The 23,118-nt window shown below is 72.2% G+C and carries 18 protein-coding genes and 1 pseudogene; 10 read left to right on the top strand and 9 right to left on the bottom strand.

Features of this window, described 5'->3' with window-relative positions:
* Window positions 1–199: 199 nt before the first annotated feature.
* Together ABZ318_RS13675 and ABZ318_RS13670 are read left to right on the top strand one after the other, a co-directional pair.
* On the top strand, window positions 200–535 hold the full coding sequence (locus ABZ318_RS13675; protein ID WP_356902643.1) for a hypothetical protein: 336 nt from the start codon (window positions 200–202) through the stop codon (window positions 533–535).
* A gap of 92 nt (window positions 536–627) precedes the next feature.
* On the top strand, window positions 628–897 hold the full coding sequence (locus tag ABZ318_RS13670) for a DUF6343 family protein (RefSeq protein ID WP_356902642.1): 270 nt from the start codon (window positions 628–630) through the stop codon (window positions 895–897).
* A 32-nt stretch (window positions 898–929) separates the two neighbouring features.
* On the opposite strand, the gene ABZ318_RS13665 is transcribed toward ABZ318_RS13670, so the two are convergent.
* The 4 genes from ABZ318_RS13665 to rpsA form a co-directional block, all read right to left on the bottom strand.
* The gene (locus ABZ318_RS13665) at window positions 930–1,298 is read right to left on the bottom strand and encodes a tetratricopeptide repeat protein (protein ID WP_190157040.1); all 369 of its coding nucleotides are present in this window, start codon (window positions 1,296–1,298) and stop codon (window positions 930–932) included.
* Window positions 1,299–1,450: 152 nt separating this feature from the next.
* Window positions 1,451–2,059: a dephospho-CoA kinase gene (gene coaE, locus ABZ318_RS13660; RefSeq protein ID WP_356902641.1), complete on the bottom strand. Its 609-nt coding sequence runs from the start codon at window positions 2,057–2,059 to the stop codon at window positions 1,451–1,453.
* Between the two features lie 31 nt (window positions 2,060–2,090).
* Window positions 2,091–3,029: a PAC2 family protein gene (locus ABZ318_RS13655; RefSeq protein WP_356902640.1), complete on the bottom strand. Its 939-nt coding sequence runs from the start codon at window positions 3,027–3,029 to the stop codon at window positions 2,091–2,093.
* Window positions 3,030–3,244: 215 nt separating this feature from the next.
* Window positions 3,245–4,750: a 30S ribosomal protein S1 gene (gene rpsA / locus ABZ318_RS13650; protein WP_030692649.1), complete on the bottom strand. Its 1,506-nt coding sequence runs from the start codon at window positions 4,748–4,750 to the stop codon at window positions 3,245–3,247.
* A 345-nt stretch (window positions 4,751–5,095) separates the two neighbouring features.
* Here rpsA and ABZ318_RS13645 point away from each other — a divergent pair, with 345 nt between their 5' ends.
* A complete protein-coding gene (locus ABZ318_RS13645; RefSeq protein WP_356902639.1) occupies window positions 5,096–5,938 on the top strand; it encodes a methyltransferase domain-containing protein in 843 nt (280 codons plus the stop codon).
* Between the two features lie 86 nt (window positions 5,939–6,024).
* A complete protein-coding gene (gene hrpB / locus ABZ318_RS13640) occupies window positions 6,025–8,616 on the top strand; it encodes an ATP-dependent helicase HrpB (RefSeq protein ID WP_356902638.1) in 2,592 nt (863 codons plus the stop codon).
* Here the strand turns inward: hrpB and ABZ318_RS13635 are convergent.
* From ABZ318_RS13635 to ABZ318_RS13625, 3 genes are all read right to left on the bottom strand, one after another.
* The gene (locus ABZ318_RS13635; protein WP_356902637.1) at window positions 8,600–9,595 is read right to left on the bottom strand and encodes a DUF3068 domain-containing protein; all 996 of its coding nucleotides are present in this window, start codon (window positions 9,593–9,595) and stop codon (window positions 8,600–8,602) included. The two genes, hrpB and ABZ318_RS13635, sit on opposite strands and share 17 nt — an antisense overlap.
* A gap of 10 nt (window positions 9,596–9,605) precedes the next feature.
* Window positions 9,606–9,746: an SPW_0924 family protein gene (locus ABZ318_RS13630; protein WP_107072740.1), complete on the bottom strand. Its 141-nt coding sequence runs from the start codon at window positions 9,744–9,746 to the stop codon at window positions 9,606–9,608.
* A 165-nt stretch (window positions 9,747–9,911) separates the two neighbouring features.
* Window positions 9,912–11,708, bottom strand: a complete 1,797-nt coding sequence (locus tag ABZ318_RS13625) for a lytic transglycosylase (protein ID WP_356902636.1) — start codon at window positions 11,706–11,708, stop codon at window positions 9,912–9,914.
* Between the two features lie 241 nt (window positions 11,709–11,949).
* On the opposite strand from ABZ318_RS13625, the gene ABZ318_RS13620 reads away from it, so the two are divergent.
* Window positions 11,950–12,846: a DUF4184 family protein gene (locus ABZ318_RS13620; protein ID WP_356902634.1), complete on the top strand. Its 897-nt coding sequence runs from the start codon at window positions 11,950–11,952 to the stop codon at window positions 12,844–12,846.
* A 202-nt stretch (window positions 12,847–13,048) separates the two neighbouring features.
* On the opposite strand, the pseudogene ABZ318_RS13615 reads toward ABZ318_RS13620, so the two are convergent.
* Window positions 13,049–13,381: pseudogene (locus ABZ318_RS13615) on the bottom strand (serine hydrolase); the annotation flags it as partial.
* Between the two features lie 668 nt (window positions 13,382–14,049).
* Entirely contained in the window at window positions 14,050–16,761 is a 2,712-nt protein-coding gene (gene polA, locus ABZ318_RS13610) for a DNA polymerase I (protein WP_356902633.1), read from the bottom strand.
* A gap of 122 nt (window positions 16,762–16,883) precedes the next feature.
* Here polA and ABZ318_RS13605 point away from each other — a divergent pair, with 122 nt between their 5' ends.
* The 5 genes from ABZ318_RS13605 to ABZ318_RS13585 all read left to right on the top strand — a co-directional run bounded on the left by ABZ318_RS13605 (window position 16,884) and on the right by ABZ318_RS13585 (window position 23,000).
* On the top strand, window positions 16,884–19,166 hold the full coding sequence (locus tag ABZ318_RS13605) for an FdhF/YdeP family oxidoreductase (protein WP_356902631.1): 2,283 nt from the start codon (window positions 16,884–16,886) through the stop codon (window positions 19,164–19,166).
* 52 nt (window positions 19,167–19,218) lie between these two features.
* On the top strand, window positions 19,219–19,713 hold the full coding sequence (locus ABZ318_RS13600) for a hotdog fold thioesterase (RefSeq protein ID WP_356902630.1): 495 nt from the start codon (window positions 19,219–19,221) through the stop codon (window positions 19,711–19,713).
* A 238-nt stretch (window positions 19,714–19,951) separates the two neighbouring features.
* Window positions 19,952–20,836, top strand: a complete 885-nt coding sequence (locus tag ABZ318_RS13595; RefSeq protein ID WP_356902629.1) for a trypsin-like serine protease — start codon at window positions 19,952–19,954, stop codon at window positions 20,834–20,836.
* Entirely contained in the window at window positions 20,833–21,291 is a 459-nt protein-coding gene (locus ABZ318_RS13590; protein WP_356902628.1) for a hypothetical protein, read from the top strand. The genes ABZ318_RS13595 and ABZ318_RS13590 overlap by 4 nt, the downstream gene beginning before the upstream one ends.
* 470 nt (window positions 21,292–21,761) lie before the next feature.
* Window positions 21,762–23,000, top strand: coding sequence for a branched-chain amino acid ABC transporter substrate-binding protein (locus ABZ318_RS13585; RefSeq protein WP_356902627.1), 1,239 nt, complete (start codon window positions 21,762–21,764; stop codon window positions 22,998–23,000).
* Window positions 23,001–23,118: the final 118 nt, after the last annotated feature.

Raw genomic sequence — 23,118 nt, 5'->3', positions numbered from 1 at the left:
CCCCGGAGCGGGGTTCCGACTGGATCTCCGACCTTACGGGTGGGGTCTGACAACGGCCGCGGGGTGGGTTCCCCCGGGTGGCCCAACAGCGGATGACAGCGGGCCGCGCAGGCGTCATCGTGGCCTGGACGTCCGAGGACGCGACGTCCGCACGACACGCCAGAAGACGTCCGCACGACACGACAGAAGAGGATCCGCCATGTCCGTTCGCCGGCGTCTCACGACCGCCACCGGGGCCGTGCTGCTCACTCTCGCCGTCGCCGGCTGCTCGGGTCTCGGCCGCAGCGCCGTGGGCACGATCAAGTACGAGACGGAGCGCGACCTGGTGGTGACCGTGACCAGCCCGTCGGTGAAGGGCTGCCACCGTCTCGCGCCGTCGGGCATCACCAAGATCGAGAACAACACCCTGGTCGACATCGTGATGTACCCGACCCGTGACTGCCGGGGGAAGGTCTCCACCTACGTGCCCAGCAGGACCGGGAACAGGATCGTCCCCGACACCCTGCCCTGGCGCAGCTACCGCGTCATCCACTAGCCGGCGCGGACCGCCCGGCCGGCGTTCCCTTTCCCCCGCCCGGGGTACATGCTGGAAGTGGCCTCGGGACTCCGAGGGGAGATGCGACCGTCATGCGATCGGGGAACGAGCCGGCCACCGCGCGCAGCGCCCTGCGCCTGCGGTTCTGGCTGAGCGTGTGGGGACTGCTCTGGGCGGCGTTCGGCACGACCGTGTTCTCCCTGGTGGGCCGCCCCGGCTGGGCGGCGGCCTGCGGAGTGCTGTTCCTGGTCGTCACGGTCGATCTGGCGGTGGTGCTGCACCGCCTCCACCAGGGCGCTCACTGGCAGCCGGGCCGAGGCATCCCGCCGTACGAACCCGATCACGGCCGCACGGGACGCTGACGTCCCGCCCGTCTCGGTTCCGCCAGCCCGTCTCAGTTCCGCGTGTCGAAGCCCGCCGCCTGGAGGTACTCCGGCTTCGGGTCGAGCGCGGCGGCGAGGCGGAAGTGCCGCGTGGCCTGGGCGGTCTGCCCGGAGCGCTCGAAGGTGCGGGCCAGCGCGAAGTGGGCGAAGGCGTTGTCCGGCTCCCGCTCCAGGACCAGCTCGAACTCCAGCTGCGCGGGCCGGAGCTGTGCGGCGGCGAAGAACGCCCGGGCGCGCAGCAGGCGCGCGGCCGTGTTCTCGGGGTGGGCGGCGATGACCGAGTCCAGCAGCTTCACGGCCCCACGAGGGTCCCGCGCGGCCAGCAGGTGCTCGGCGGCGCGGAAGTCGATGACGTGCGTTTCCGGGTTCCTGTCGGCCACGATGGAATCCTTCCCCTCGATCCGGTGGTTGAACACCGGACCCCGCGGCCGCATTCCACCGGAAGACGCCCCCAGAGGCCTGCCCCTCGGATCACGCCGGGCTCGCGGGACCGGATCCGAAAGGCTCCGGGCCTGCCCGACAGGACGAGGCCCTAGTCTTCGGTGGCCTTCGCGCGGCGCTCCAGCTCGTCCCAGACCTTCCGCACCTGAGGTTCGAGCGCGTCGAGCGGTCCGTCGTTGTCGATCACGAGGTCCGCGACGGCCAGTCGCTGCGCGCGCGTGGCCTGGGCCGCCATCCGGGCCTCGGCCTCGGCCCCGGCCATGCCGCGGAGCCGCACCAGCCGGTCGAGCTGGGTCTCCGGGGAGGCGTCCACGACCACGACCAGGTCGTACAGCGGCGCGAGTCCGTTCTCGGTGAGCAGCGGCACGTCGTGGACGACGACGTCCCCGGCGCCGGCGCGGCTCTCCAGCTCCGCCGACCGGGCCCCGACCAGGGGGTGGACGATGGCGTTGAGGGTGGCGAGGCGGTCCGCGTCGGAGAACACGATGGAGCCGAGCTTGGGCCGGTCCAGCGTCCCCTCCTCGGTGAGGACGCCGTCCCCGAAGGCCGCGACGACGGCCGCGAGCCCCGGGGTTCCGGGCTCGACGACCTCGCGCGCGATCCGGTCCGCGTCGATCAGTACGGCTCCGTACGAGACGAGCAGCCGCGACACTTCGCTCTTGCCGGCGCCGATCCCGCCGGTCAGGCCCACCTTCAGCATGAGCGGCAGCTTAGGGCCTGCCCCGACGGGGTCAGGAGTCGCCCTCCCGCTCCGCGAGGAAGCGCTCGAACTCGCGGCCCAGCTCGTCGGCCGAGGGCAGGTCGACCGGCTCGGCGACGAGGCTGCCGCGCGTCTCGGCACCGGCCGCCGCGTCGTACTGGTGCTCGAGGCCCTGGACGAGCGCGACCAGCTCCTCGTCGCCCTCGCCGATCTGGCGGTCGATCTCGGTCTGGGTGCGGCGGGCCTCGGTCCGCAGGGAGTGGGCGACGCCCGGGAGGACGAGGCCGGTGGCGGCGGTGACGGCCTCCAGGACGGTCAGGGCCGCGTCCGGGTACGGGGACCGGGCCACGTAGTGCGGGACGTGGGCGGCGACGCCGAGGGTGTCGTGGCCGGCTTCGGTGAGCCGGTACTCGACGAGGGACTCGGCGCTGCCGGGGACCTGGGCCTCGTCGAAGGGGCTGCGGTGGCCCGGCATGAGGTCGGTGCGGCTGCCGTGCGGGGTGAGGCCGACGGGGCGGGTGTGCGGGACGCCCATGGGGATGCCGTGGAAGTTGACGGAGAGGCGCACCCCGAGGCGCTCGACGATCTGCCGGACGGCGACGGCGAAGCGCTCCCATTCCACGTCCGGCTCCGGGCCGGAGAGGACGAGGAAGGGCGCGCCGGTGGCGTCCTGTACGAGGCGGACCTCGATGGACGGCGTCTCGTACGCGGTCCAGCGGTCGCGCCGGAAGGTCAGCAGGGGGCGGCGGGCCCGGTAGTCCACGAGCCGGTCGTGGTCGAAGCGGGCCACCAGCTGGTGCGGGAGGGTGTCGAGCAACCGGTCGACGATCTGCTCACCGGTCTCGCCCGCGTCGATGTAGCCGTCGAAGTGGTACAGCATGACCAGTCCGGCCGACTCCTGCGCCAGGGCCAGGTCGACGACGGCCACGCCCTTCGGGTCCCATTCGTACAAATCCTGGGGATCAAGCACGATTACCGCTCCTCCTCGTGTTCTCTTTGGAAACGCCGTGTGCGGCACGGCAATTCCCGGTGCGGCGATCTTCCGGCGGAGGAACTCGGCGGCGCCGGCGGCGGCCGGGCGGGAGCGGTGGGGTCGGGCTGCTCGGGGAAACGACCGAGGCCCGCTCCCCCGAAGGGGAACGGGCCTCGGATTCGCTAGCGGCTAGCGCTCAGCGGAGAGCCTGTTCAGCTCTGGCCGCCGGCCAGCTTCTCGCGCAGGGCGGCGAGCGCCTCGTCCGACGCCAGGGCGCCGGAGTTGTCGTCCGACTCCGAGGAGTACGAACCGCCCGAGATGCCCGCACCGGCGTTGCCGGCGGCCGGGGCGGCAGCGCCCTCGGCAGCGGCGGCCTCGTCGGCCTCGCGGGACTTGATGACCTGAGCCTGGTGCTGCTCGAAGCGAGCCTGCGCCTCGGCGTACTGGGTCTCCCAGGCCTCGCGCTGAGCCTCGTAGCCCTCGAGCCAGTCGTTGGTCTCGGGGTCGAAGCCCTCGGGGTAGATGTAGTTGCCCTGGTCGTCGTAGGACGCGGCCATGCCGTACAGGGTCGGGTCGAACTCGACCGAGGCCGGGTCGGCACCGAAGGACTCGTTGGCCTGCTTCAGCGAGAGGCTGATGCGACGACGCTCGAGGTCGATGTCGATGACCTTGACGAAGATCTCGTCGTTGACCTGGACGACCTGCTCCGGGATCTCCACGTGGCGCTCGGCCAGCTCGGAGATGTGGACCAGGCCCTCGATGCCCTCGTCCACGCGGACGAACGCACCGAACGGAACCAGCTTGGTGACCTTACCCGGGACGACCTGGCCGATCTGGTGGGTCCGGGCGAACTGCTGCCACGGGTCCTCCTGCGTCGCCTTCAGCGACAGGGAGACGCGCTCGCGGTCCATGTCCACGTCGAGAACCTCGACGGTGACCTCCTGGCCGACCTCGACGACCTCGGACGGGTGGTCGATGTGCTTCCAGGACAGCTCGGAGACGTGGACGAGGCCGTCGACGCCACCCAGGTCCACGAAGGCACCGAAGTTGACGATCGAGGACACGACGCCGGAGCGGACCTGACCCTTCTGGAGGGTCGTGAGGAAGGTCTGGCGAACCTCGGACTGGGTCTGCTCCAGCCAGGCGCGGCGGGACAGGACCACGTTGTTGCGGTTCTTGTCCAGCTCGATGATCTTCGCCTCGAGCTCCTTGCCCACGTAGGGCTGGAGGTCGCGGACACGACGCATCTCGACCAGGGAGGCCGGGAGGAAGCCGCGGAGGCCGATGTCGAGGATGAGACCACCCTTGACGACCTCGATGACGGTACCGGTGACGATGCCGTCCTCTTCCTTGATCTTCTCGATGGTGCCCCAGGCGCGCTCGTACTGGGCACGCTTCTTCGAGAGGATCAGGCGGCCTTCCTTGTCCTCCTTCTGGAGAACAAGGGCCTCGATCTCGTCGCCGACCTTGACGACCTCGTTCGGGTCGACGTCGTGCTTGATCGAGAGCTCGCGGCTCGGGATGACACCTTCGGTCTTGTAACCGATGTCGAGCAGGACCTCGTCCCGGTCGACCTTCACGATGACGCCGTCGACGATGTCGCCGTCGTTGAAGTACTTGATCGTCTCGTCGATCGCGGCGAGGAAGGCTTCCTCGTTACCGATGTCGTTGACCGCAACCTGCGGGGTGGTGGCGGTGGTCTCGGTGCTGCTCGTCATGTGGGAAAGGGCTCCGGTTACGGACAGAAAGTCGTAGGTACTGCTACGCCGAGAGCCCGTATCGCACCAAGAAGCCGGACAGCCAATGAAGCGCCCTTCCGCGAACGGGAGGGAACCTCGAAAACCGAGGGGACATACAACAGGTACGAGCGCGGCCTGCTCCGTCTGAGGCGCGCAGGCCCGCAGCGCAACCTTTAGCATACGGGGGCGGCCGGACAGGGTCAATGCGCGAAGCGCGCACCCGAGGCAGATCCACTCAATTCCGGCACCACTCATGCCTTTTGCGCCACCATGGCGGGGTCCGCCGCACGGCTGCACTGAGCGCAAACTACATCGGCGGGCGAGATGAACCAAGAGTACGGACACGAAGACGCGGTCGACGGGGAGGCCGACGAGGCCGAGGCGACCCGGCGTGACGCGGGGGACGCGGAGAGCAGCCGGGCGAGCCGCGGCTGGTGGGACCGGAACGCCGACGAGTACCAGAGCGAGCACGGCTCCTTCCTGGGCGACGACCGGTTCGTGTGGGGCCCCGAGGGGCTCGACGAGGCCGAGGCCGGGCTCCTGGGGCCGGCGGCCTCGCTGAAGGGCCTCGACGTCCTGGAGATCGGCGCGGGCGCGGCGCAGTGCTCGCGCTGGCTGGCGGCGCAGGGGGCGCGGCCGGTGGCCCTCGACCTCTCGCACCGGCAGCTCCAGCACGCGCTGCGGATCGGCGGGGAGGTGCCGCTGGTGGAGGCGGACGCGGGAGCGCTGCCCTTCCGGGACGGCTCCTTCGACCTGGCGTGTTCGGCGTACGGCGCGGTGCCGTTCGTCGCCGACCCGGTGCGGGTCTTCCGCGAGGTGCGCCGGGTGCTGCGGCCGGGCGGCCGCTGGGTGTTCTCGGTGACGCACCCGATCCGCTGGGCGTTCCCGGACGAGCCGGGGCCGGAGGGCCTCTCGGTCGCCGCCTCGTACTTCGACCGCACGCCGTACGTCGAGCAGGACGAGCAGGGCCGGGCCGTGTACGTGGAGCACCACCGGACCGTCGGGGACCGGGTGCGGGACGTGGTGGCCGGTGGCTTCCGGCTCGTGGACCTGGTCGAACCGGAGTGGCCGGCCTGGAACGGTCAGGAATGGGGCGGCTGGTCCCCGCTGCGGGGGAACCTGATCCCGGGGACGGCGATCTTCGTCTGCGAGCGGGACGACCAGTAGCCACATCAAGGCCAGTAGTCGTATTAATGAAGGGCCCTGTGGACAACGGGGCCCTTCATTTTCGCGGCGCGTACGAGACTGAGTGCGTGATCCGAAACGACGCACTCGACCGTCTCCCCGTCCGCCACGCCGTCCCCGAGCTGCTCGCCGCGCTCGCGGAGCGCGGCGCGGCGGTGCTGTCCGCTCCTCCCGGCACCGGCAAGACGACGCTGGTGCCGCTGGCGCTCGCGGGGCTCATAGGGGACGGACCGGCACGGCGGGTGCTCGTGGCCGAGCCGCGGAGGATGGCGGTGCGGGCGGCGGCCCGGCGGATGGCCTGGCTGCTCGGCGAGGAGGTCGGCGGCGCGGTCGGCTTCTCGGTGCGCGGTGAGCGGCGGTCCGGGGCCGCGACGCGGGTCGAGGTGGTGACGACGGGCATCCTGCTCCAGCGGCTCCAGCGCGATCCGGAGCTGGCGGGTGTGGACGTGGTGCTGCTCGACGAGTGTCACGAGCGACATCTCGACGCCGACACGGCCATGGCCTTCCTGGTGGACGTCCGCGCGACGCTGCGGCCGGAGCTGAAGCTGATCGCGGCGTCCGCGACGAGCGACGCCGCGGCGTGGGCGGAGCTGCTCACGGTCCTGGAGGGCGGCGGTCCCGCGCCGATCGTGTGGAGCAAGGGCGAGAGCCATGGGTACGCGGTGAGGTTCGCCGCGCCGCCGGCCGGCATCAGGCCCGCGCACGGCACCTGGGTGGATCCGGCCCTGCTGCGGCACGTGGCGTCAACGGTCCGGCTCGCGTTGGAGCGGCACCAGGGCGACGTCCTCTGTTTCCTGCCGGGTACGGGGGAGATCGCGCGGACGGCGGGGCTGCTCGACGGCGTCGACGCGGAGGTGCTCCAGTTGCACGGGCGGGCTCCCGCCGCAGTCCAGGACGCGGTGCTGCGGGGTGCCGGGCCGGGCGGCCGGAGGCGGGTGGTGCTGTCGACGTCGGTGGCGGAGTCGAGCCTGACGGTTCCGGGGGTGCGGATCGTCGTGGACTCGGGGCTCGCGCGGGAGCCCCGGACGGACCATGCCCGGGGTCTCGGTTCCCTCGCGACGGTGCCGGTGTCGACCGCGGCGGCGGCCCAGCGGGCGGGGCGCTCGGGCCGTGAGGCGGCCGGTGTGGTCTACCGCTGCTGGGCCGAGGCGGAGGACGGCAGCAGGGCGCGGTTCCCCTCGCCCGAGATCCGGATCGCCGACCTGGCGGACTTCGCGCTGCGGGCCGCCTGCTGGGGCGACCCGACGGCGGAGGGGCTCGCGCTGCTCGACGCGCCGCCGGCCGGGGCGATGGCGGCGGCCCGCGCGGTGCTCGGATCGATCGGGGCCGTAGACGGTGACGGCCGGGCCACGGAGCGGGGGGTGCGGATGTCCCGGCTCGGGTTGCACCCCCGGCTGGGGCGCGCGCTCCTGGACGGTGCGCCCGAGGTCGGGGTGCGGCGGGCGGCGGAGGTGGTGGCGCTGCTGAGCGAGGAGCCGCCGCGCGACTACGGGGACGACCTGGTGGCGGCCTGGCGCGCGGCCCGGCGCGGCACCGACGGGTACGGCGCGCGGTGGAGGGCGGAGGCGCGGCGCCTGGAGCGGTCGGCCGGCGAGGTGGTGGGCGGGGGCGCCGTCGTCGCGGAGCGGTCGGCCGATGGGGCGGCGGGCGGGGGCGTCGCCGCCGGGGAGCGGGAGGGCGACGACGCCGTGGCCGGTCTGGTGACGGCGCTGGCGTTCCCGGAGCGGGTGGCCAGGGCCCGGGAGCAGGACGGTTATCTGATGGTGTCGGGGAGCGGGGCGCGGCTGGCCGAGGGCTCCCGGCTGCGGTCGAGCCCGTGGCTCGCCGTGGCGGTGGCGGACCGCACCTCGCGGGACGCCACGGCGCGGGTGCGGCTCGCGGCGGTGGTGGACGAGTCCATGGCGTGCCGGGCGGCCGGGCATCTGCGGAGCACCGGCGAGGAGGTCCGCTGGGAGGACGGGGACGTGGTCGCGCGGTCGGTGGACCGGCTGGGCGCGGTCGAGCTGACGGTCCGTCCCCTGGGCACCGGGGCCGAGCCGGCTCTCGTGCGGGAGGCGCTGCTCGACGGCCTGCGGCGCGAGGGGCTCGGGCTGTTGCGGTGGCGTCGGGAGGCCGGGGAGCTGCGCGAGCGGCTCGCCTTCCTCCACCGGGAGTTGGGGGAGCCCTGGCCGGACGTGTCGGAGGGGACGCTGGTCGACCGGGCCGGGGAGTGGCTGGAGCCGGAGCTGTCCCGGGCGTCGCGCCGAGCGGATCTGGGGCGGATCGACGCCGGGGAGGCGCTGCGGCGGCTGCTGCCGTGGGCGTCGGGCGAGGCGGTCCGGCTGGACGAGCTGGCGCCGGAGCGGATCGAGGTGCCGAGCGGTTCGCGGATACGGGTCGAGTACGGGGGCGAGCGGCCGGTGCTGGCGGTGAAGCTGCAGGAGATGTTCGGTCTGGCCGAGACTCCTCGGGTGGCGGGGGTGCCGGTGCTCGTCCACCTCCTCTCCCCCGCCGGCAGGCCGGCGGCGGTGACGGCCGACCTGGCGTCGTTCTGGCGGGACGGCTACCGGGCGGTGCGGGCGGAGCTGCGGGGGCGCTACCCGAAGCACCCGTGGCCGGAGGATCCGTCCGCGGCGGTGCCGACCCGGCACACCAGCGCGCGGCTCAGAGGGGAGCGCTGACCGGTGTCGGGGCGGGGGCGGCGGGCGGCTCCGGTTCGGGGCGGCGCGAGCGGGCCTCCAGCCAGAGGGCGAGGGCGAGGAGGAGCAGGGCGAGGACGGTGAAGCTCCACGGGACGTAGGAGACGAGCATGAGGACCATGAGGCGGTTGGAGGAGACCATCGCGCCGACGCTCTCGAGGTAGTCCTCGCGCATCTTCACGTGTCCCGCGAAGACGGTGAGGGTGTCCCGCCCCATCAGGGCCTTGGCGTTGCGGAGTTCCTCCTTGTGGATCTCCTCGCCGTTGACGGGGGCTCCGGTGATCGGCTCGATCCAGAACATGCGCTTGGTCGTGTACCAGCGGGTGAGGCCGGAGTCGGCGAGGATCTTCGGGGTGATGCCCTTGACCGGCATGGTCTTGGGCATGGGGACCTTGGTCCAGGGGATGGTCTGCTCGAAGTAGTAGACCTCCATGCCGCGGAAGGTGCGGGTGCCCTTGTAGTGGATGGGGGCCGCGGTGCGGGTCTGGGCGTCGAAGTACTGGTAGTCGCGCTTCTCGGTCAGGAAGGGGAACTTGAACTCGATGCCCTCGCGCCGGACCGGGTCGCCGTCGACCGATTCGCCGGTGGCGTGGACGGGGTCCTGGGTGTGGGCGTCGAAGACGTACCGCTCGGGGACCTTGGAGACCATCTTGCCGTCGGGCCCCGTGACGTAGGCGAGGGCGTCCCAGACGACGACGTCACGTCCGGCGTCGCGTTCGATGCGCCGTGACTCCTCCACGTTGCCCTTGAGGGTCTGGATGATCGTGATCTTGTCGACCTTCTCGGCCTTGAGCGTGGAGTAGTCGAGGAGGGTCGCGGGCCGCGCCTCCAGGACGGTCTCCTGGTACTGGTTGGGCGGGATCTTCGCGAGGCGGGGGAAGGCGTACCAGCGCAGGGTCGGGGCCATCGCGGCGCAGAAGACGGCGAGGGCGAGCAGGACGAGGCTGGCTCGGCGGCGCACGGTCGGCCCCCTACTTCTTGGGGCCGGGGTCGGCGGTCAGGAGGGGCTTGGGCGAGGTGGGGCCGTCGGGCGGCAGATCGACCACGGAGAGGAGCAGGACGAAGAGGAGGACTGGGGCGAGTCCGATGGCGGCGGCGACGAGGGCGCGCATGGTCGGCCTCCCGGGTGCGATCTGATAGGTCGTCAGGGCGGGGGCACCGTAGCAACGCGGCCGTGAGATGAGAACACGTTGCACCCGGGTAACGCGAAGCGCCGCCCCCGCGTCCGGGGCGGACGGGGGACGGCGCGGAGGAAGGCGACGCGGAGGCGCGGGCCGTCAGGCCGAAGGCGAGGTGCTGGGCGAGGGGGCGGCCTCGGGCGAGCCGCTGTCGGAGGGCGTCGGCTCCGGCGTCGGATCCGTCGTCGCGGGCGCGGTGACGGTCAGGTCGATGAAGGTGGTGCCACCGCCCGGTGCGGTGAGCTGGATGTAGTACGTGCCCGCCTTGTCGCCCGCGAGGAGGTCGCCGGACGCGATGGTGAGCAGCCCGTCAGGACCGGTCTTGAAGGTGAGGGTACGGACCGTGGTGCCGTCCGTGGTCTTGAAGGACGGGCCCTCGGTGCTCTCCTTGGGGTCCGTCTTCGAGGTGACGATCACCGCGGTGACGGTCACACCGGGGGCGAGGGCGCCCTTGTCCGTGGCCTTCACCTGGGCCTGCTGGGTGAAGGAGGTGCCGCTCACGGCTGACAGGGGGTCACCGGCAAGCCGGGAGAGGGTGTCCGCCGTGCGCTCCGTGACGGTCGCGGCGAACTGGGCCGCGCTCAGGGTCCGGCCCACGACGGTGGCCCGCACGGTGAAGGATCCCGTCTTCTCGCCGGCCCGGAGGGCGGGAGAGGTGGCGAGGCCGGCCGAGCCGGTGGTGACGGTGGCGCTGGTCGTGCCGCCGGCGAAGCGGCTGTCGGTGGCGCCGAAGATCTCGAAGCGGATGCTCACGCCCGAGACCGGCTTGCCCGAGGCGTCGAACGCCGCGACCCGGGGGAAGCCCGTGAAGGCGCTGCCGGTGGTCGTGGTCAGCTCCTCGTTGGCCACGACCACGAGCCGTGCGACCCTGGCGACCGCCGGGAGGGTGGGCGGCGTCACCGGCGGGGTGACCGGGGGCTTGGTGGGAACGGTCGGCGGCTTGACCGTTCCGGGAGAGGTCTTCGGCGGCTTCGGCTTCTGGGTGCCCGGCGCCGGGGTCGTGGGGACGGTCGGGAGCGGCGTGGTCGGGCGGGGGCGGTTGCCCCCGGTGCCGTTGTCGCTGCGTCCGACCGGCAGCACGCCCGTGCCGTCCGGGATCTGGTGGGTGCCGCGCTCGTAGAAGGCGACCCAGGACAGGACGGTGTTCAGGTACTCCCTCGACCGGTTGTAGCTGAGGATCGCCTGGTCGAGATCGGCCTTGAGCGCGAGGTTGCGGTCGTTCGCGCAGAGGTAGAGGCCGGCGGCCTGCGCCGCGTCGTAGATGTTGTTCGGGTCCTTCTTGCCGTCGCTGTTGGCGTCCTGGCCCCAGGTGGCCCAGGTGGACGGGATGAACTGCATCGGGCCGACGGCCCGGTCGTGGACCCTGTCACCGTCGAAGGCGCCGCCGTCGGTGTCGGTGATCTTGGCGAAGCCGACACCGTTGAGAGCGGGGCCGAGGATCGGCGGCGATGCCGTGCCGTTGGCGTCGACCCGGCCGCCACGGGCCTGCCCGGACTCGACCTTGCCGATGCCGGCGAGCAGCTGCCACGGCAGGTTGCAGTCGGGGTCGGTCGAGCGTATGGAGAGCTCGGCCCGCTTGTAGGCGGAGTAGACGGACGCGGGTATGCCGGCCTCGGCGGGGCCGGTGATCACCGGCAGATTGGTGCCCGTCCCGGGCTTGCCGGGCGTGACCAGCGGCGGCAGGGCCGTGTAGTACGGGGAGTCGCCCGTCACGGAACCGTCCCCGGACGGCGAAGTCGAGTCACCGGCCCCGATGGCCTGGTCCCCGCCGGTGTTGTCCGTGGCCGGCGGGATCGTCTCCGGTGCCTGCGAGGCGGCGAGCGCGGCGACCGCCGCGGCCATCACCACACCGCTGGTGGCTCCCTTGCGCAGCCGGTGGCCGATGTTCGCTGCCATGTACGTCGTCCCCTCCCCATCGACGCGGTCCCACGCTCCCCGCGTGAGACCCCAGGCGACCCTATGCCAACTCCGGACCGCCGAACACCGGCCCCTGACCGTGTTTCACGGTTTCGTCACCTCTTGGCCGCCTGCCGACCAGGTGAGTCCGGGAACCAACCGGAGCGTCCCGCCCCTCTTGTACTCCGGCCGGTCACGCACACCGGCCGCCGTCACCGTCGGAACCCTGGGGGAACTCCCGTTGCCGTTCACGCTGAGCCACGCCGCCGCCGTGCTGCCCGCGCTGCGGCGGGACGGGACCGCGCGCGGCCCGCTGGTCGCGTCCGCCCTCGTCGCCGGGTCCTTCTCGCCCGACATGACCTACTTCGCCGCGACCGCGTTCCCCGGGGTGATGGTCCTCGGGGACGTCACCCACTCCCCCGTCGGGATCGTCACGGCCGACGTGCTGATCACCGCCGCGCTCGTGGCCCTGTGGCTGACCGTGCGCGAGCCGCTCGTCGCGCTGCTGCCCGAGCGGTGGCGGGGCAGGGTGTACGGGCTCGTCCGGGGCCGTCCCTGGCGGGAGCGGCACCCGGCGGCGCTCGCCGGGTGGTTCTGCCTCTCGGCGATCCTCGGCGCCACCACGCACGTGGTGTGGGACTCCTTCACCCACCTCGACCGGTGGGGCACCCGTGCGATCCCCGTCCTCGGCGAGATCGTCGCCGGCTTCCCGGTCTATCTCTACGCGCAGTACGGGGGCTCGGCGCTGGCCCTCGGAATCCTCGCCTGGTGCGCGGCACGGGCGCTGCGCACCTCCGCTCCGGGGGTGGGACTGCCGTCCCGGGTCCCGGTCCCCGGCCGGCGCGGCCGGCTCCTGGCCGCCGGGCTGATCGGCGGCTGCGTCCTCGCGGGTGCCGCCCACCGGGTGCTGCGCTGGGCGGCGTACTGGGGCTGGGACCGGATCGAGACGCCCCTCGACGTCATCCCGACGGCCTGTTTCGGCGCCGGTGCGGGGCTCGCCGTCGGGCTCGTGCTGTACGGGACGGGGGCGCGGCTCCTCGGATCGCCGCGGGCCCGGACGGCTCCGGCCACGCCGGCGCACCGGGATCTCCCCGGTCCGGCACCTCGGCCGGAGCACTCCCGTCCGGGATCTCGCTGATCTTCTCCGGCGGGGTGTGGCCGCGGGCCGCGGCGCCGCCGGAGAGTCTGCGGTGCACGACGAGGGCGACGCTCTCCAGGGTGCGGACGCCGTACCGCATGGTGGGGTTGCCGTGGCTCAGGAGGACGATCCGGTAGTCGACGGCGGGGCTCGTCGTGCCGGTGCCGGTGTCGGTGCCCGTCGGGGTCGCCGCCGGGCGCACGATGCCGACGCTGTGGACGCGCCAGGCGTGGGTCGCACGGGGCAGCCAGCCGTTCTTGAGGTGGACCTTGACCGTGCGGGGCGCGCCCGCGGTGACGCCCCAGGCCTGTGCGCGGACCACCTGACCCATCAGGGACAGGGCCTCGCTGCGGCGTGACACCGCGGTGAGCAGGGCGAGTTGGTCGCGTGCGGTGGTGCGGGTGAGGCCCCAGTAGTCGTCGTGGCCCAGGACGGTGTCCTGGGCTCCGACCTCCCGCAGCACCCTGTTCAGCCGGGCGCGGGACAGGCCCTCCCACAGCTCGGTGGCGGCGGTGTTGTCGGAGCGGGTGATCATCGCCTTCAGCCGTCGCGCCTCCAGCCGGGTGGGCGCCCGGCCGAGTTCCTCCGCGCGCCCGAGGACTGCCTGCATGATCAGGACCTTGGCGATGCTGGCGGAGTCGTACGCCACGGTGTCGGCGAGCCGGCAGCGCAGTCCGCGCACGGGGTCGTGGACCGCGACGGAGACCGTGCCCCCGCGGCCCTTGAGGGCCGCCGCGATGTCCTGGGACAGCCGGGCGGCGAGGGTCGGCTCACGGGACGAGGTGCAGAGTGCGGGCGCCCGGTGTGCCTCGGCGGGCCAGGACCAGGCGGTGCCGGATGCGCCCAGCAGGGCTCCTAGGAGGGCCCAGGTGGGGAGGTGGGGGCGGCGGCGCGTGATCATGCCCCTCAGTTTCGGGAGCGTGGCCGCGGGGGGCGCGCCCGGACTGGTCCGACTGGCGCACAGCCCGCCGGGCCGGTCCGCCTGTTGTGCCTTGACCCGCACCACCTTGCGCGGCGCGCCGGTGGTGCGGGTTCAGGCGCGGGAGCCTAGGCCCGGCAAAGGGCGCCGTCCGTTGTGCCCACCCTCCCCCAAGCTCTCGGCTTCGCTCGAGCAGGGGGGACCCCCTTCGCCCCAGCGGAACGACTGCCCACAACGGAGGGGCAGCGCCCACGACGAAAGGACGGGAGCGCCCCCCGGTCGGTTCAGTGCGCTGCCGCGTCCCAGTTCTGGCCTACGCCTACCGAGACGTCCAGGGGGGCGCGGAGGTCGGCGGCGGCCGACATCTGCTCGCGGACCAGGGTCTCGACCTGCTCGCGCTCGCCGGGGGCGAGTTCGAGCACGATTTCGTCGTGGACCTGGAGGAGCATCCGGGAGGCGAGGCCCGCCTCGGTGAGCGCCCGGTCGACGTTCAGCATGGCGACCTTGACGATGTCGGCGGCCGTGCCCTGGATGGGGGCGTTGAGCGCCATCCGCTCGGCGGCCTCGCGGCGCTGCCGGTTGTCGCTGTTGAGGTCCGGGAGGTAGCGGCGGCGGCCCAGCATCGTCTCGGTGTACCCGGTGGCGCGGGCCTCGTCGACGACGCGGCGCAGGTAGTCCCGCACCCCGCCGAAGCGCTCGAAGTAGGTCTCCATCAGGATCCGGGCCTCGGCCGGGTCGATGGTCAGCTGCTGCGAGAGGCCGAAGGCGGAGAGGCCGTAGGCCAGGCCGTACGACATGGCCTTGATCTTGCGGCGCATCTCGGCGTCGACGGCGGCCCGCTCGACGCCGAAGACCTGGGAGGCGACGGTGGTGTGCAGGTCCTCGCCGGAGGTGAAGGCCTCGATGAGGCCCTCGTCCTCGGAGAGGTGGGCCATGACGCGCAGCTCGATCTGGCTGTAGTCGGCGGTCATGAGGGCCTCGAAGCCCTTGCCGACGACGAAGCCGTGCCGGATGGCCCGGCCCTCGTCCGTGCGGACCGGCACGTTCTGCAGGTTGGGGTCGGTGGAGGACAGGCGGCCGGTCGCCGCGACCGTCTGGCTGAAGGTGGTGTGGATGCGGCCGTCCGCCGCGACGGTCTTGATCAGGCCCTCGACCGTGGAGCGCAGGCGCGCCTGCTCGCGGTGGCGGAGCATGATCACCGGCAGTTCGTGCTCGGTCTGGCCGGCCAGCCAGGCGAGCGCGTCGGCGTCCGTCGTGTATCCGGTCTTGGTCTTCTTGGTCTTGGGGAGGTTCAGCTCGCCGAAGAAGACCTCCTGGAGCTGCTTGGGCGAGCCGAGGTTGAACTCGTGGCCGACGGAGGCGTGGGCCTCCTTGACGGCCTGCTGGACCGCTCCAGCGAACTGCTGCTCCATGGCCTCCAGGTGGTCGCGGTCGGCGGCGATGCCGTGCCGCTCCAGGCGGGCGAGGAGGGCGGAGGTGGGGAGCTCGACCTCGTGGAGGAGGTCGCGGGCGCCGACCTCGGCGAGCCGCTCGTCGAAGGCCGCGCCGAGGTCGAGGACGGCCCGCGCCTGGCTCATGAGGGCCTCGGCCTCGGCGGTGTCGTCGGCGCCGAAGGCGAGCTGGCCGTCGGCGGGGGCCGCCGGGGCGAGCTCGCGGCCGAGGTACTCGACGGTGAGGGCGTCGAGGGCGAAGGAGCGCCGGCCGGGCTTGACCAGGTAGGCGGCGAGGGCGGTGTCCATGGTGACGCCGGCGATGCTCCAGCCGTGCTCGGGGAAGACCCGCATGGCGCCCTTGGCGTTGTGCATGACCTTCGGCCGGTCGGGGTCGGAGATCCACGCGGCCCAGGCCTGCTCGTCGGCCTCGTCGAGCGTGCTGGGGTCGAACCAGGCGGCGGCTCCCCCGGCGGCGGCGAGGGCGACCTCGCTGACGTTCCCGGTGCCGAGGGCCCAGCTGTCGACGGTGGCGATGCCGAGGGGCTCGGTGGCGTGCTCGGCGAGCCAGGGGGCGAGCTCGCCCGCGCCGAGGACGGTGAAGTCGAGCTCCAGGCCCGCGGCGGGGGCGGGCGCGGCCTCCTCCGCGGAGCCAGGGTCGACGGCGAGGAGCCGCTCGCGCAGCGAGGGGTTGCGGATCTCCAGGGTGTCGAGGACGAGGGCGACGGCCGCGCGGTCGTACGGCTCGCGGGCGAGGTCCGTGACGGTCTTCGGCAGCTCGACGTCCCGGACCATCTCGGTCAGGCGGCGGTTGAGCTTGACCGACTCCAGGTGGTCGCGGAAGTTCTGGCCGGCCTTGCCCTTGACCTCCTCGGCGCGCTCGACGAGCTCGGCGAAGGAGCCGAACTGGTTGATCCACTTGGCGGCGGTCTTCTCGCCGACGCCGGGGATGCCCGGGAGGTTGTCGGACGGGTCGCCGCGCAGGGCGGCGAAGTCGGGGTACTGCGAGGGGCTCAGGCCGTACTTCTCCTGGACCTTCTCCGGGGTGAAGCGGGTGAGCTCGGAGACGCCCTTGGTCGGGTAGAGCACGGTGGTGTGGTCGGTGACGAGCTGGAAGGAGTCCCGGTCGCCGGTGACGATGAGGACCTCGAAGCCCTCGGCCTCGGCCTGGGTGGCGAGGGTGGCGATGACGTCGTCGGCCTCGAAGCCGTCGACGGCGAAGCGCGGCGCGTGCATCGCGTCGAGGAGTTCGCCGATCAGCTCGACCTGGCCCTTGAACTCGTCGGGGGTCTTCGAGCGGTTCGCCTTGTACTCCGGGAACTCCTCGGACCGCCAGGTCTTGCGGGACACGTCGAACGCGACCGCGAAGTGGGTGGGCGCCTCGTCGCGGAGCGTGTTCGCCAGCATCGAGGCGAACCCGTAGATCGCGTTCGTCGGCTGTCCGGTCGCGGTGGTGAAGTTCTCCGCGGGCAGCGCGAAGAACGCCCGGTACGCGAGCGAGTGCCCGTCCATGAGGAGCAGGCGGGGGCGGGTGTCTGCGGGGGTCTTCGATGCTGTCTCGGCCACGGGACGATCCTGCCACGGCCCACTGACAATCCCGTCCACAGCGGTCGGGGTGCCGGGCTGTCGGTGCCGCGTGACAGGATCGGAGACGTACGCCAGAGGATTACCGCTCAAGGGAGAGCGCGATGGTCAGCAAGCCGCCGGCCGGTGACCCGGTCCAGGACGCCCCGCAGGTCACGCCGCCGCAGCACGCCGCCGCCGGCCTGCCCGCCATCGGGCACACGCTGCGGATCGCGCAGGAGCAGATGGGGCTGCGGCGGACCGCGCGGACCCTGCTCAAGGTCAATCAGAAGGACGGCTTCGACTGTCCCGGCTGCGCCTGGCCGGAGGGTGACAAGCGGCATGTGGCGGAGTTCTGCGAGAACGGCGCGAAGGCGGTCGCCGAGGAGGCGACGCTGCGCCGGGTGACGCCCGAGTTCTTCGCCGCGCACCCGGTGGCGGACCTGGCGACCCGCAGCGGGTACTGGCTGGGTCAGCAGGGCCGCATCACGCAGCCGATGCTGCTCCCGGAGGGCGGCGAGCGGTACGAGCCGGTGACCTGGGAGCGCGCCTTCGCGATCATCGCGGAGGAGCTGCGTGCCCTGGCCTCGCCGGACGAGGCGCTCTTCTACACCTCGGGGCGGACGAGCAACGAGGCGGCGTTCCTGCTCCAGCTCTTCGCGCGCGAGTTCGGCACGAACAACCTGCCGGACTGCTCCAACATGTGCCACGAGTCCTCGGGCTCGGCGCTGACGGAGACGATCGGCATCGGCAAGGGCAGCGTCTCCCTGGAGGACCTGCACCGGGCGGACCTGATCATCGTGGCCGGGCAGAACCCGGGGACGAACCATCCGCGCATGCTCTCGGCCCTGGAGAAGGCGAAGGCCTCGGGCGCCCGGATCATCTCGGTGAACCCGCTGCCGGAGGCGGGCCTGGAGCGCTTCAAGAACCCGCAGACCCCGCAGGGCATGCTCAAGGGCGCGGCGCTCACCGATCTCTTCCTGCAGATCCGGATCGGCGGCGACCAGGCCCTCTTCCGACTGCTCAACAAGCTGGTGCTGGAGACGGCCGGGGCGGTCGACGAGGAGTTCGTACGGGACCACACCCACGGGTACGAGGAGTTCGCGGCGGCGGCGAAGGCGGCCGACTGGGACGAGACGCTCGCCGCGACCGGGCTGACGCGCCCCGAGATCGAGCGGGCCCTGGAGATGGTGCTCGCCTCGGAGCGCACGATCGTCTGCTGGGCGATGGGCCTCACCCAGCACAAGCACTCCGTGCCGACCATCCGCGAGGTGGTCAACTTCCTGCTGCTGCGCGGGAACATCGGCCGGCCGGGCGCGGGCGTGTGCCCGGTGCGCGGCCATTCGAACGTGCAGGGCGACCGCACGATGGGCATCTTCGAGCGCCCCTCGCCGGCCTTCCTCGACGCCCTGGACAAGGAGTTCGGGATCGTCTCGCCGCGCCACCACGGCTTCGACGTGGTGCGTTCGATCCAGGCGCTGCGCGACGGCGAGGCGAAGGTGTTCTTCGCGATGGGCGGCAACTTCGTGGGGGCGACGCCCGACACGGAGGTGACGGAGGCGGCGATGCGGAACGCGCGCCTGACCGTGCACGTCTCGACGAAGCTGAACCGCTCGCACGCGGTGACGGGCACGCGCGCGCTGATCCTGCCGACGCTCGGCCGCACCGACAAGGACATGCAGAAGAGCGGTCGGCAGTTCGTGACCGTCGAGGACTCGATGAGCCTGGTGCACGCCTCCCGGGGCAACCTGCCGCCGGCGAGCCCGCACCTGCTGTCCGAGCCGGCGATCGTGGCGCGGATGGCCCGGGCCGTCCTCGGCGACGGATCGGCCACGCCCTGGGAGGAGTTCGAGGCGGACTACGCCAGGATCCGGGACCGCATCGCGCGCGTGGTGCCCGGTTTCGAGGACTTCAACGCCCGGCTCGCGGCGAACCCGGGCGGCTTCGCGCTGCCGCACGGCCCGCGCGACGAGCGCCGCTTCCCCACGAAGACCGGCAAGGCGAACTTCACGGCCGCGCCCGTCGAGTACCCGAGGGTGCCCGAGGGTCGGCTGCTGCTGCAGACGCTGCGCTCGCACGACCAGTACAACACCACGATCTACGGTCTGGACGACCGCTACCGGGGGATCAGGAACGGCCGCCGGGTGGTCCTCGTGCACCCCGAGGACGCGGCGGCGTTCGGTCTCGCGGACGGGGCGTACGCGGATCTGGTGAGCGAGTGGACGGACGGCACGGAGCGGCGGGCGCCCGGCTTCCGGGTGGTGCACTACCCGACGTCCCGGGGGTGCGCGGCCGCCTACTACCCGGAGACGAACGTGCTGGTCCCGCTGGAGTCGACGGCGGACGTCAGCAACACCCCCGCGAGCAAGTCCGTGATCGTACGTCTGGAACAATCGGCCTCCGCCTAAGCGTTTGCTCAGGCGATCTGTCAGCCGTACGAAGACGAACGGAGCCGGGCCCATGGGTGAGCAGCAGCACGTGAAGTTCCCGCAGGAGGTCATCGACGAGTACGCGGCGCTGGGCGTCGACCTCCCGGCGCTCTTCTCGGCCGGTCACCTCGGGAACCGGATGGGCGTCCAGATCCTGGAGGCCTCGGCCGAGAAGGTCGTCGGCACCATGCCGGTCGAGGGCAACACCCAGCCGTACGGGCTGCTGCACGGCGGTGCGTCGGCGGTGCTCGCCGAGACGCTGGGCTCCGTCGGCTCGATGCTGCACGGCGGGGTCTCGAAGATCGCCGTCGGCGTCGACCTGAACTGCACCCACCACCGGGGGGTGCGCAGCGGTCTGGTGACCGGCGTGGCGACCCCGGTCCACCGGGGCCGGTCGACCGCCACGTACGAGATCGTGATCACGGACGAGCAGGGCAAGCGGGTCTGCTCGGCGCGGCTGACCTGCCTGCTGCGCGAGATCGACGCGAAGGACGCGGACAGCCTGCCGTCGGCGGGTCGGGCGTAACGGAGCCCGTCGCGGGCCGTCGCGGCGAAGAGGACGAAGGGGGGCGGAGCGCACGGCGCTCCGCCCCTTTCGCCACTCCGCCCCGGCATGCTCCCACCCCCTTCGCCCTCTTCGCCCGCCGACCACTCCCGCCCCCTTCGCCGCTCCGCCCTCTTGTCGCGCGGCGGGGGCAGCCGCTTCACTGGCGGCCTCCCCCACAGGAGAACACCTGATCCATTCACCCATCGAGGGGTTCTTCGTGACAGCCGTACGCACCACCACCGCGATGTCCGCCGTCACCGCCGCCGCCTGTGCCGCCGTGATCGCCACCGCGATCCCGTCCTCGGCGATCAACTCGTACAACGCGGCCCCCGCCCCCGAGCGCACCGAGGTCGGCGCGCTCGTGGCGACCTGGGACAACGACGACGACCCGGCGACGCCGGACCGGGTCGACTGGGTCTGCTCCGGCACCATGATCGACGCGGACACCTTCCTCACGGCCGCCCACTGCACGACGGACTGGCCGGAGAACGTGCGTTTCTACGTCTCGCTCGACCAGGATGTGCAGGCCGGCCTCGACCGGGCGGCCGCCGAGCACCCGGGCGACCCCGCCGCCGTTGCACGGAGCGTGGCCGTCGAGGGGACCGCGCACAGCCACCCCGCCTACCCCGGCCCGGCCTCCGACCCCCATGACATCTCGGTGATCGAACTGCCTGCGAAGGCGGTGAAGGCCCGCTGGTCCTTCGCTCCGGCGTCGCTGCCGAAGGCGGGCGCCCTGGCTGCGCTCGGCCCGCAGGGGCTGAACTCCACGTCGTTCCTCGTGGCCGGGTACGGCACGCAGGAGTCGGAGCGCGGCCCGGGCGGCCAGACCCACCCGGGCGGCGGGGTCCGCATGAAGGCGCCGGTCTCCTTCGACGCCCTCAACGACGCGTGGGTCCGGCTCGCCATGACCGCACCCCAGGGCAACGGCGGTGCCTGCTACGGCGATTCGGGCGGCCCCAACTTCGCGACGCTGAACGGGAAGCTGACGCTCGTCGCCACCACGATCACCGGCGACATGCCCTGCTACGCCACGAACGTCACGTACCGCCTGGACACGCCCGGCGCACGCGACTTCCTGAAGCCGTACGTCCAACTCCCGTGACACGCCCCCGGATACGACCGGCCGGGGCCGCCCTCGCGGCGGCCCTGGCCGGGTGCGTGCTCGCCCTGTCCGCCGGCTGCGGCCGGGCTCCGGACCCGCACCCCGCACCGTCGCCCGCGCCCCGGACCAGCACCCCCGCCGACGTCTGCGCGAACCTGGTCTCGTACTGGGTGAAAGAAGCGCTCAGGGGGTCGAAGTGGGCGGGGCTCGACTGGGAGCAGAAAGGGCTCTCCAACGAGCAGTACGAGATCCACGACCAGGTGCTCGCGGCGGCCCGGACCGAGGAGCGGCGGGCGGGACGGAAGGCCGCCGAGGCGCTGGCGGACCGGGAGTCGCGGCGGCGCTGCGAGGCCGCGAAGGGGGCGACGGGAAGCTCGGAGAACTGGCGCCCGCCCGACGAGTGGACCATCGCTCCGACGCCTTCCGGGAGCTCCGGGGCCCCTCCCGGCGAATGATCCCAGCCATGATCACCGTGACACTGCGTAACTTTCACGCCATTCAGGAGCGGAATGGCCGGGTCAGCACCCGACCTGCTCTCCGTCCGCTGGCGAATGAGTCCGTGTCCGATATCCGGAGACCCTCACGGGTGGTCCGTCAGGACCGTGATCCACTCAAGCCCCTTAGCGGAACTGGGGGTTCTCACCATGTGAACACTGCACTACTGACCGCTGTGCCCGGGTTTGCACCCCGCATGCACACCGTCTCCACCCGTCGGCATAACAAGACAGTCACATCCTGACCTGGGCGCTCCCCGCCGTTCCCCACCTGCGCCTAGAGTCACGGCCAGTCACCGCGCCGCCGGGCGCTTCCACTGCACGGCCCTGCTCGACCCAGTACGGCCCGGCATCGAAAACGGCACCTCTAGCTACACAGCTTCACGGCACCGCCTCAGCTTGAGGGGGCCGCGCCAGGGAAAGGATTCTTCGTGCGACACCGTTCTTTGCTCATCCTCACCAGCGTGCTCACCACGGGAGCGCTCACTCTCACCGCATGCGGTTCGCGTGACGACAAGGGCGGCAGCGACAACAACGCGGACGGTGGCGGCGTGACCGTCGTCATCGGCGTCGACGCACCGCTGACCGGTTCCCTCTCCGCGCTCGGCCTGGGCATCAAGAACTCCGTGGACCTGGCGGTCCAGACCGCCAACAAGAACAAGGAAGTCCCCGGCGTCACGTTCAAGATCGAGGGTCTGGACGACCAGGCCGTCCCCGCCTCGGGCCAGGCCAACGCCACCAAGCTCGTCGGCAACAAGGACGTCCTCGGCGTCGTCGGCCCGCTGAACTCCGGCGTCTCCCAGCAGATGCAGGGCGTCTTCGCCTCCGCCAAGCTGGCCCAGGTCTCCCCGGCCAACACGAACCCGGCGCTGAGCCAGGGCGACAACTGGGGCAAGGGCGAGTTCAAGCGTCCCTTCCCGACCTACTTCCGCACCGCCGCCACCGACGTGGTCCAGGGCAAGTTCGCCGCCCAGTACCTCTTCAAGGACGCCGGCAAGAAGAAGGTCTTCGTCGTCGACGACAAGCAGACCTACGGCGCCGGCCTCGCGGCGATCTTCTCCGACGAGTTCAAGCGCCTCGGCGGCACCGTCGTCGCGACCGACCACGTCACCGTGAAGGAGACCGACTTCTCCTCCACCGCCGACAAGGTCAAGGCCTCCGGCGCCGACTCCGTCTACTTCGGCGGCCAGTACCCCGAGGGCGGCCTGCTCTCCGACCAGGTCAAGAAGACCGGCGCCAAGATCCCCGTCATGGGCGGCGACGGCATCTACGACCCGGCCTTCATCAGCGCCTCCGCCGAGGCCAACGACGGTGACCTCGCCACCTCGATCGGCTACCCCGTCGAGAAGCTCCCCACCGCCAAGAAGTTCATCGAGGACTACAAGGCGGCCGGCTTCAAGGACCCGTACGCGGCCTACGGCGGCTACTCCTACGACGCCGGCTGGGCGATCATCCAGGCCGTCAAGGCCGTCGTCCAGGCCAACGGCGGCAAGCTGCCGTCCGACGCCCGCGCCAAGGTCACCGAGGCCCTGGGCAAGGTCTCCTTCGACGGTGTGACCGGCAAGGTCTCCTTCGACGAGTTCGGCGACACCACCAACAAGCAGCTCACGGTCTACAAGGTCGAGGGCGGCAAGTGGATCGACGTCAAGAGCGACACCTTCAACCAGTAGTCGCCGCCCCGGTACCCGTCCGGGAACCCCGCACCACTTGAACCAATCCGCGCGCCCGCGTGCTCGGCGGGCGCGAGCCCCGGGGCGTACGAGAAGTCCTCCGGCATGGAGGGCCAGT

Source organism: Streptomyces sp. NPDC006197 (genome assembly GCF_040613865.1).
Taxonomy (GTDB): domain Bacteria; phylum Actinomycetota; class Actinomycetes; order Streptomycetales; family Streptomycetaceae; genus Streptomyces.
Note: the sequence above shows the minus strand (reverse complement) of the source record. Positions and strands in the feature narration are given on the sequence as shown.

What these genes read in the sequence shown, in the direction of transcription:
- ABZ318_RS13675 (WP_356902643.1), top strand. Translation starts at nt 200, where the DNA reads ATGTCCGTTCGCCGGCGTCTCACGACCGCCACCGGGGCCGTGCTGCTC.
- ABZ318_RS13670 (WP_356902642.1), top strand. Translation starts at nt 628, where the DNA reads ATGCGATCGGGGAACGAGCCGGCCACCGCGCGCAGCGCCCTGCGCCTG.
- coaE (WP_356902641.1), bottom strand. Translation starts at nt 2,059, where the DNA reads ATGCTGAAGGTGGGCCTGACCGGCGGGATCGGCGCCGGCAAGAGCGAA.
- rpsA (WP_030692649.1), bottom strand. Translation starts at nt 4,750, where the DNA reads ATGACGAGCAGCACCGAGACCACCGCCACCACCCCGCAGGTTGCGGTC.
- ABZ318_RS13645 (WP_356902639.1), top strand. Translation starts at nt 5,096, where the DNA reads ATGAACCAAGAGTACGGACACGAAGACGCGGTCGACGGGGAGGCCGAC.
- ABZ318_RS13630 (WP_107072740.1), bottom strand. Translation starts at nt 9,746, where the DNA reads ATGCGCGCCCTCGTCGCCGCCGCCATCGGACTCGCCCCAGTCCTCCTC.
- ABZ318_RS13625 (WP_356902636.1), bottom strand. Translation starts at nt 11,708, where the DNA reads ATGGCAGCGAACATCGGCCACCGGCTGCGCAAGGGAGCCACCAGCGGT.
- ABZ318_RS13605 (WP_356902631.1), top strand. Translation starts at nt 16,884, where the DNA reads ATGGTCAGCAAGCCGCCGGCCGGTGACCCGGTCCAGGACGCCCCGCAG.
- ABZ318_RS13600 (WP_356902630.1), top strand. Translation starts at nt 19,219, where the DNA reads ATGGGTGAGCAGCAGCACGTGAAGTTCCCGCAGGAGGTCATCGACGAG.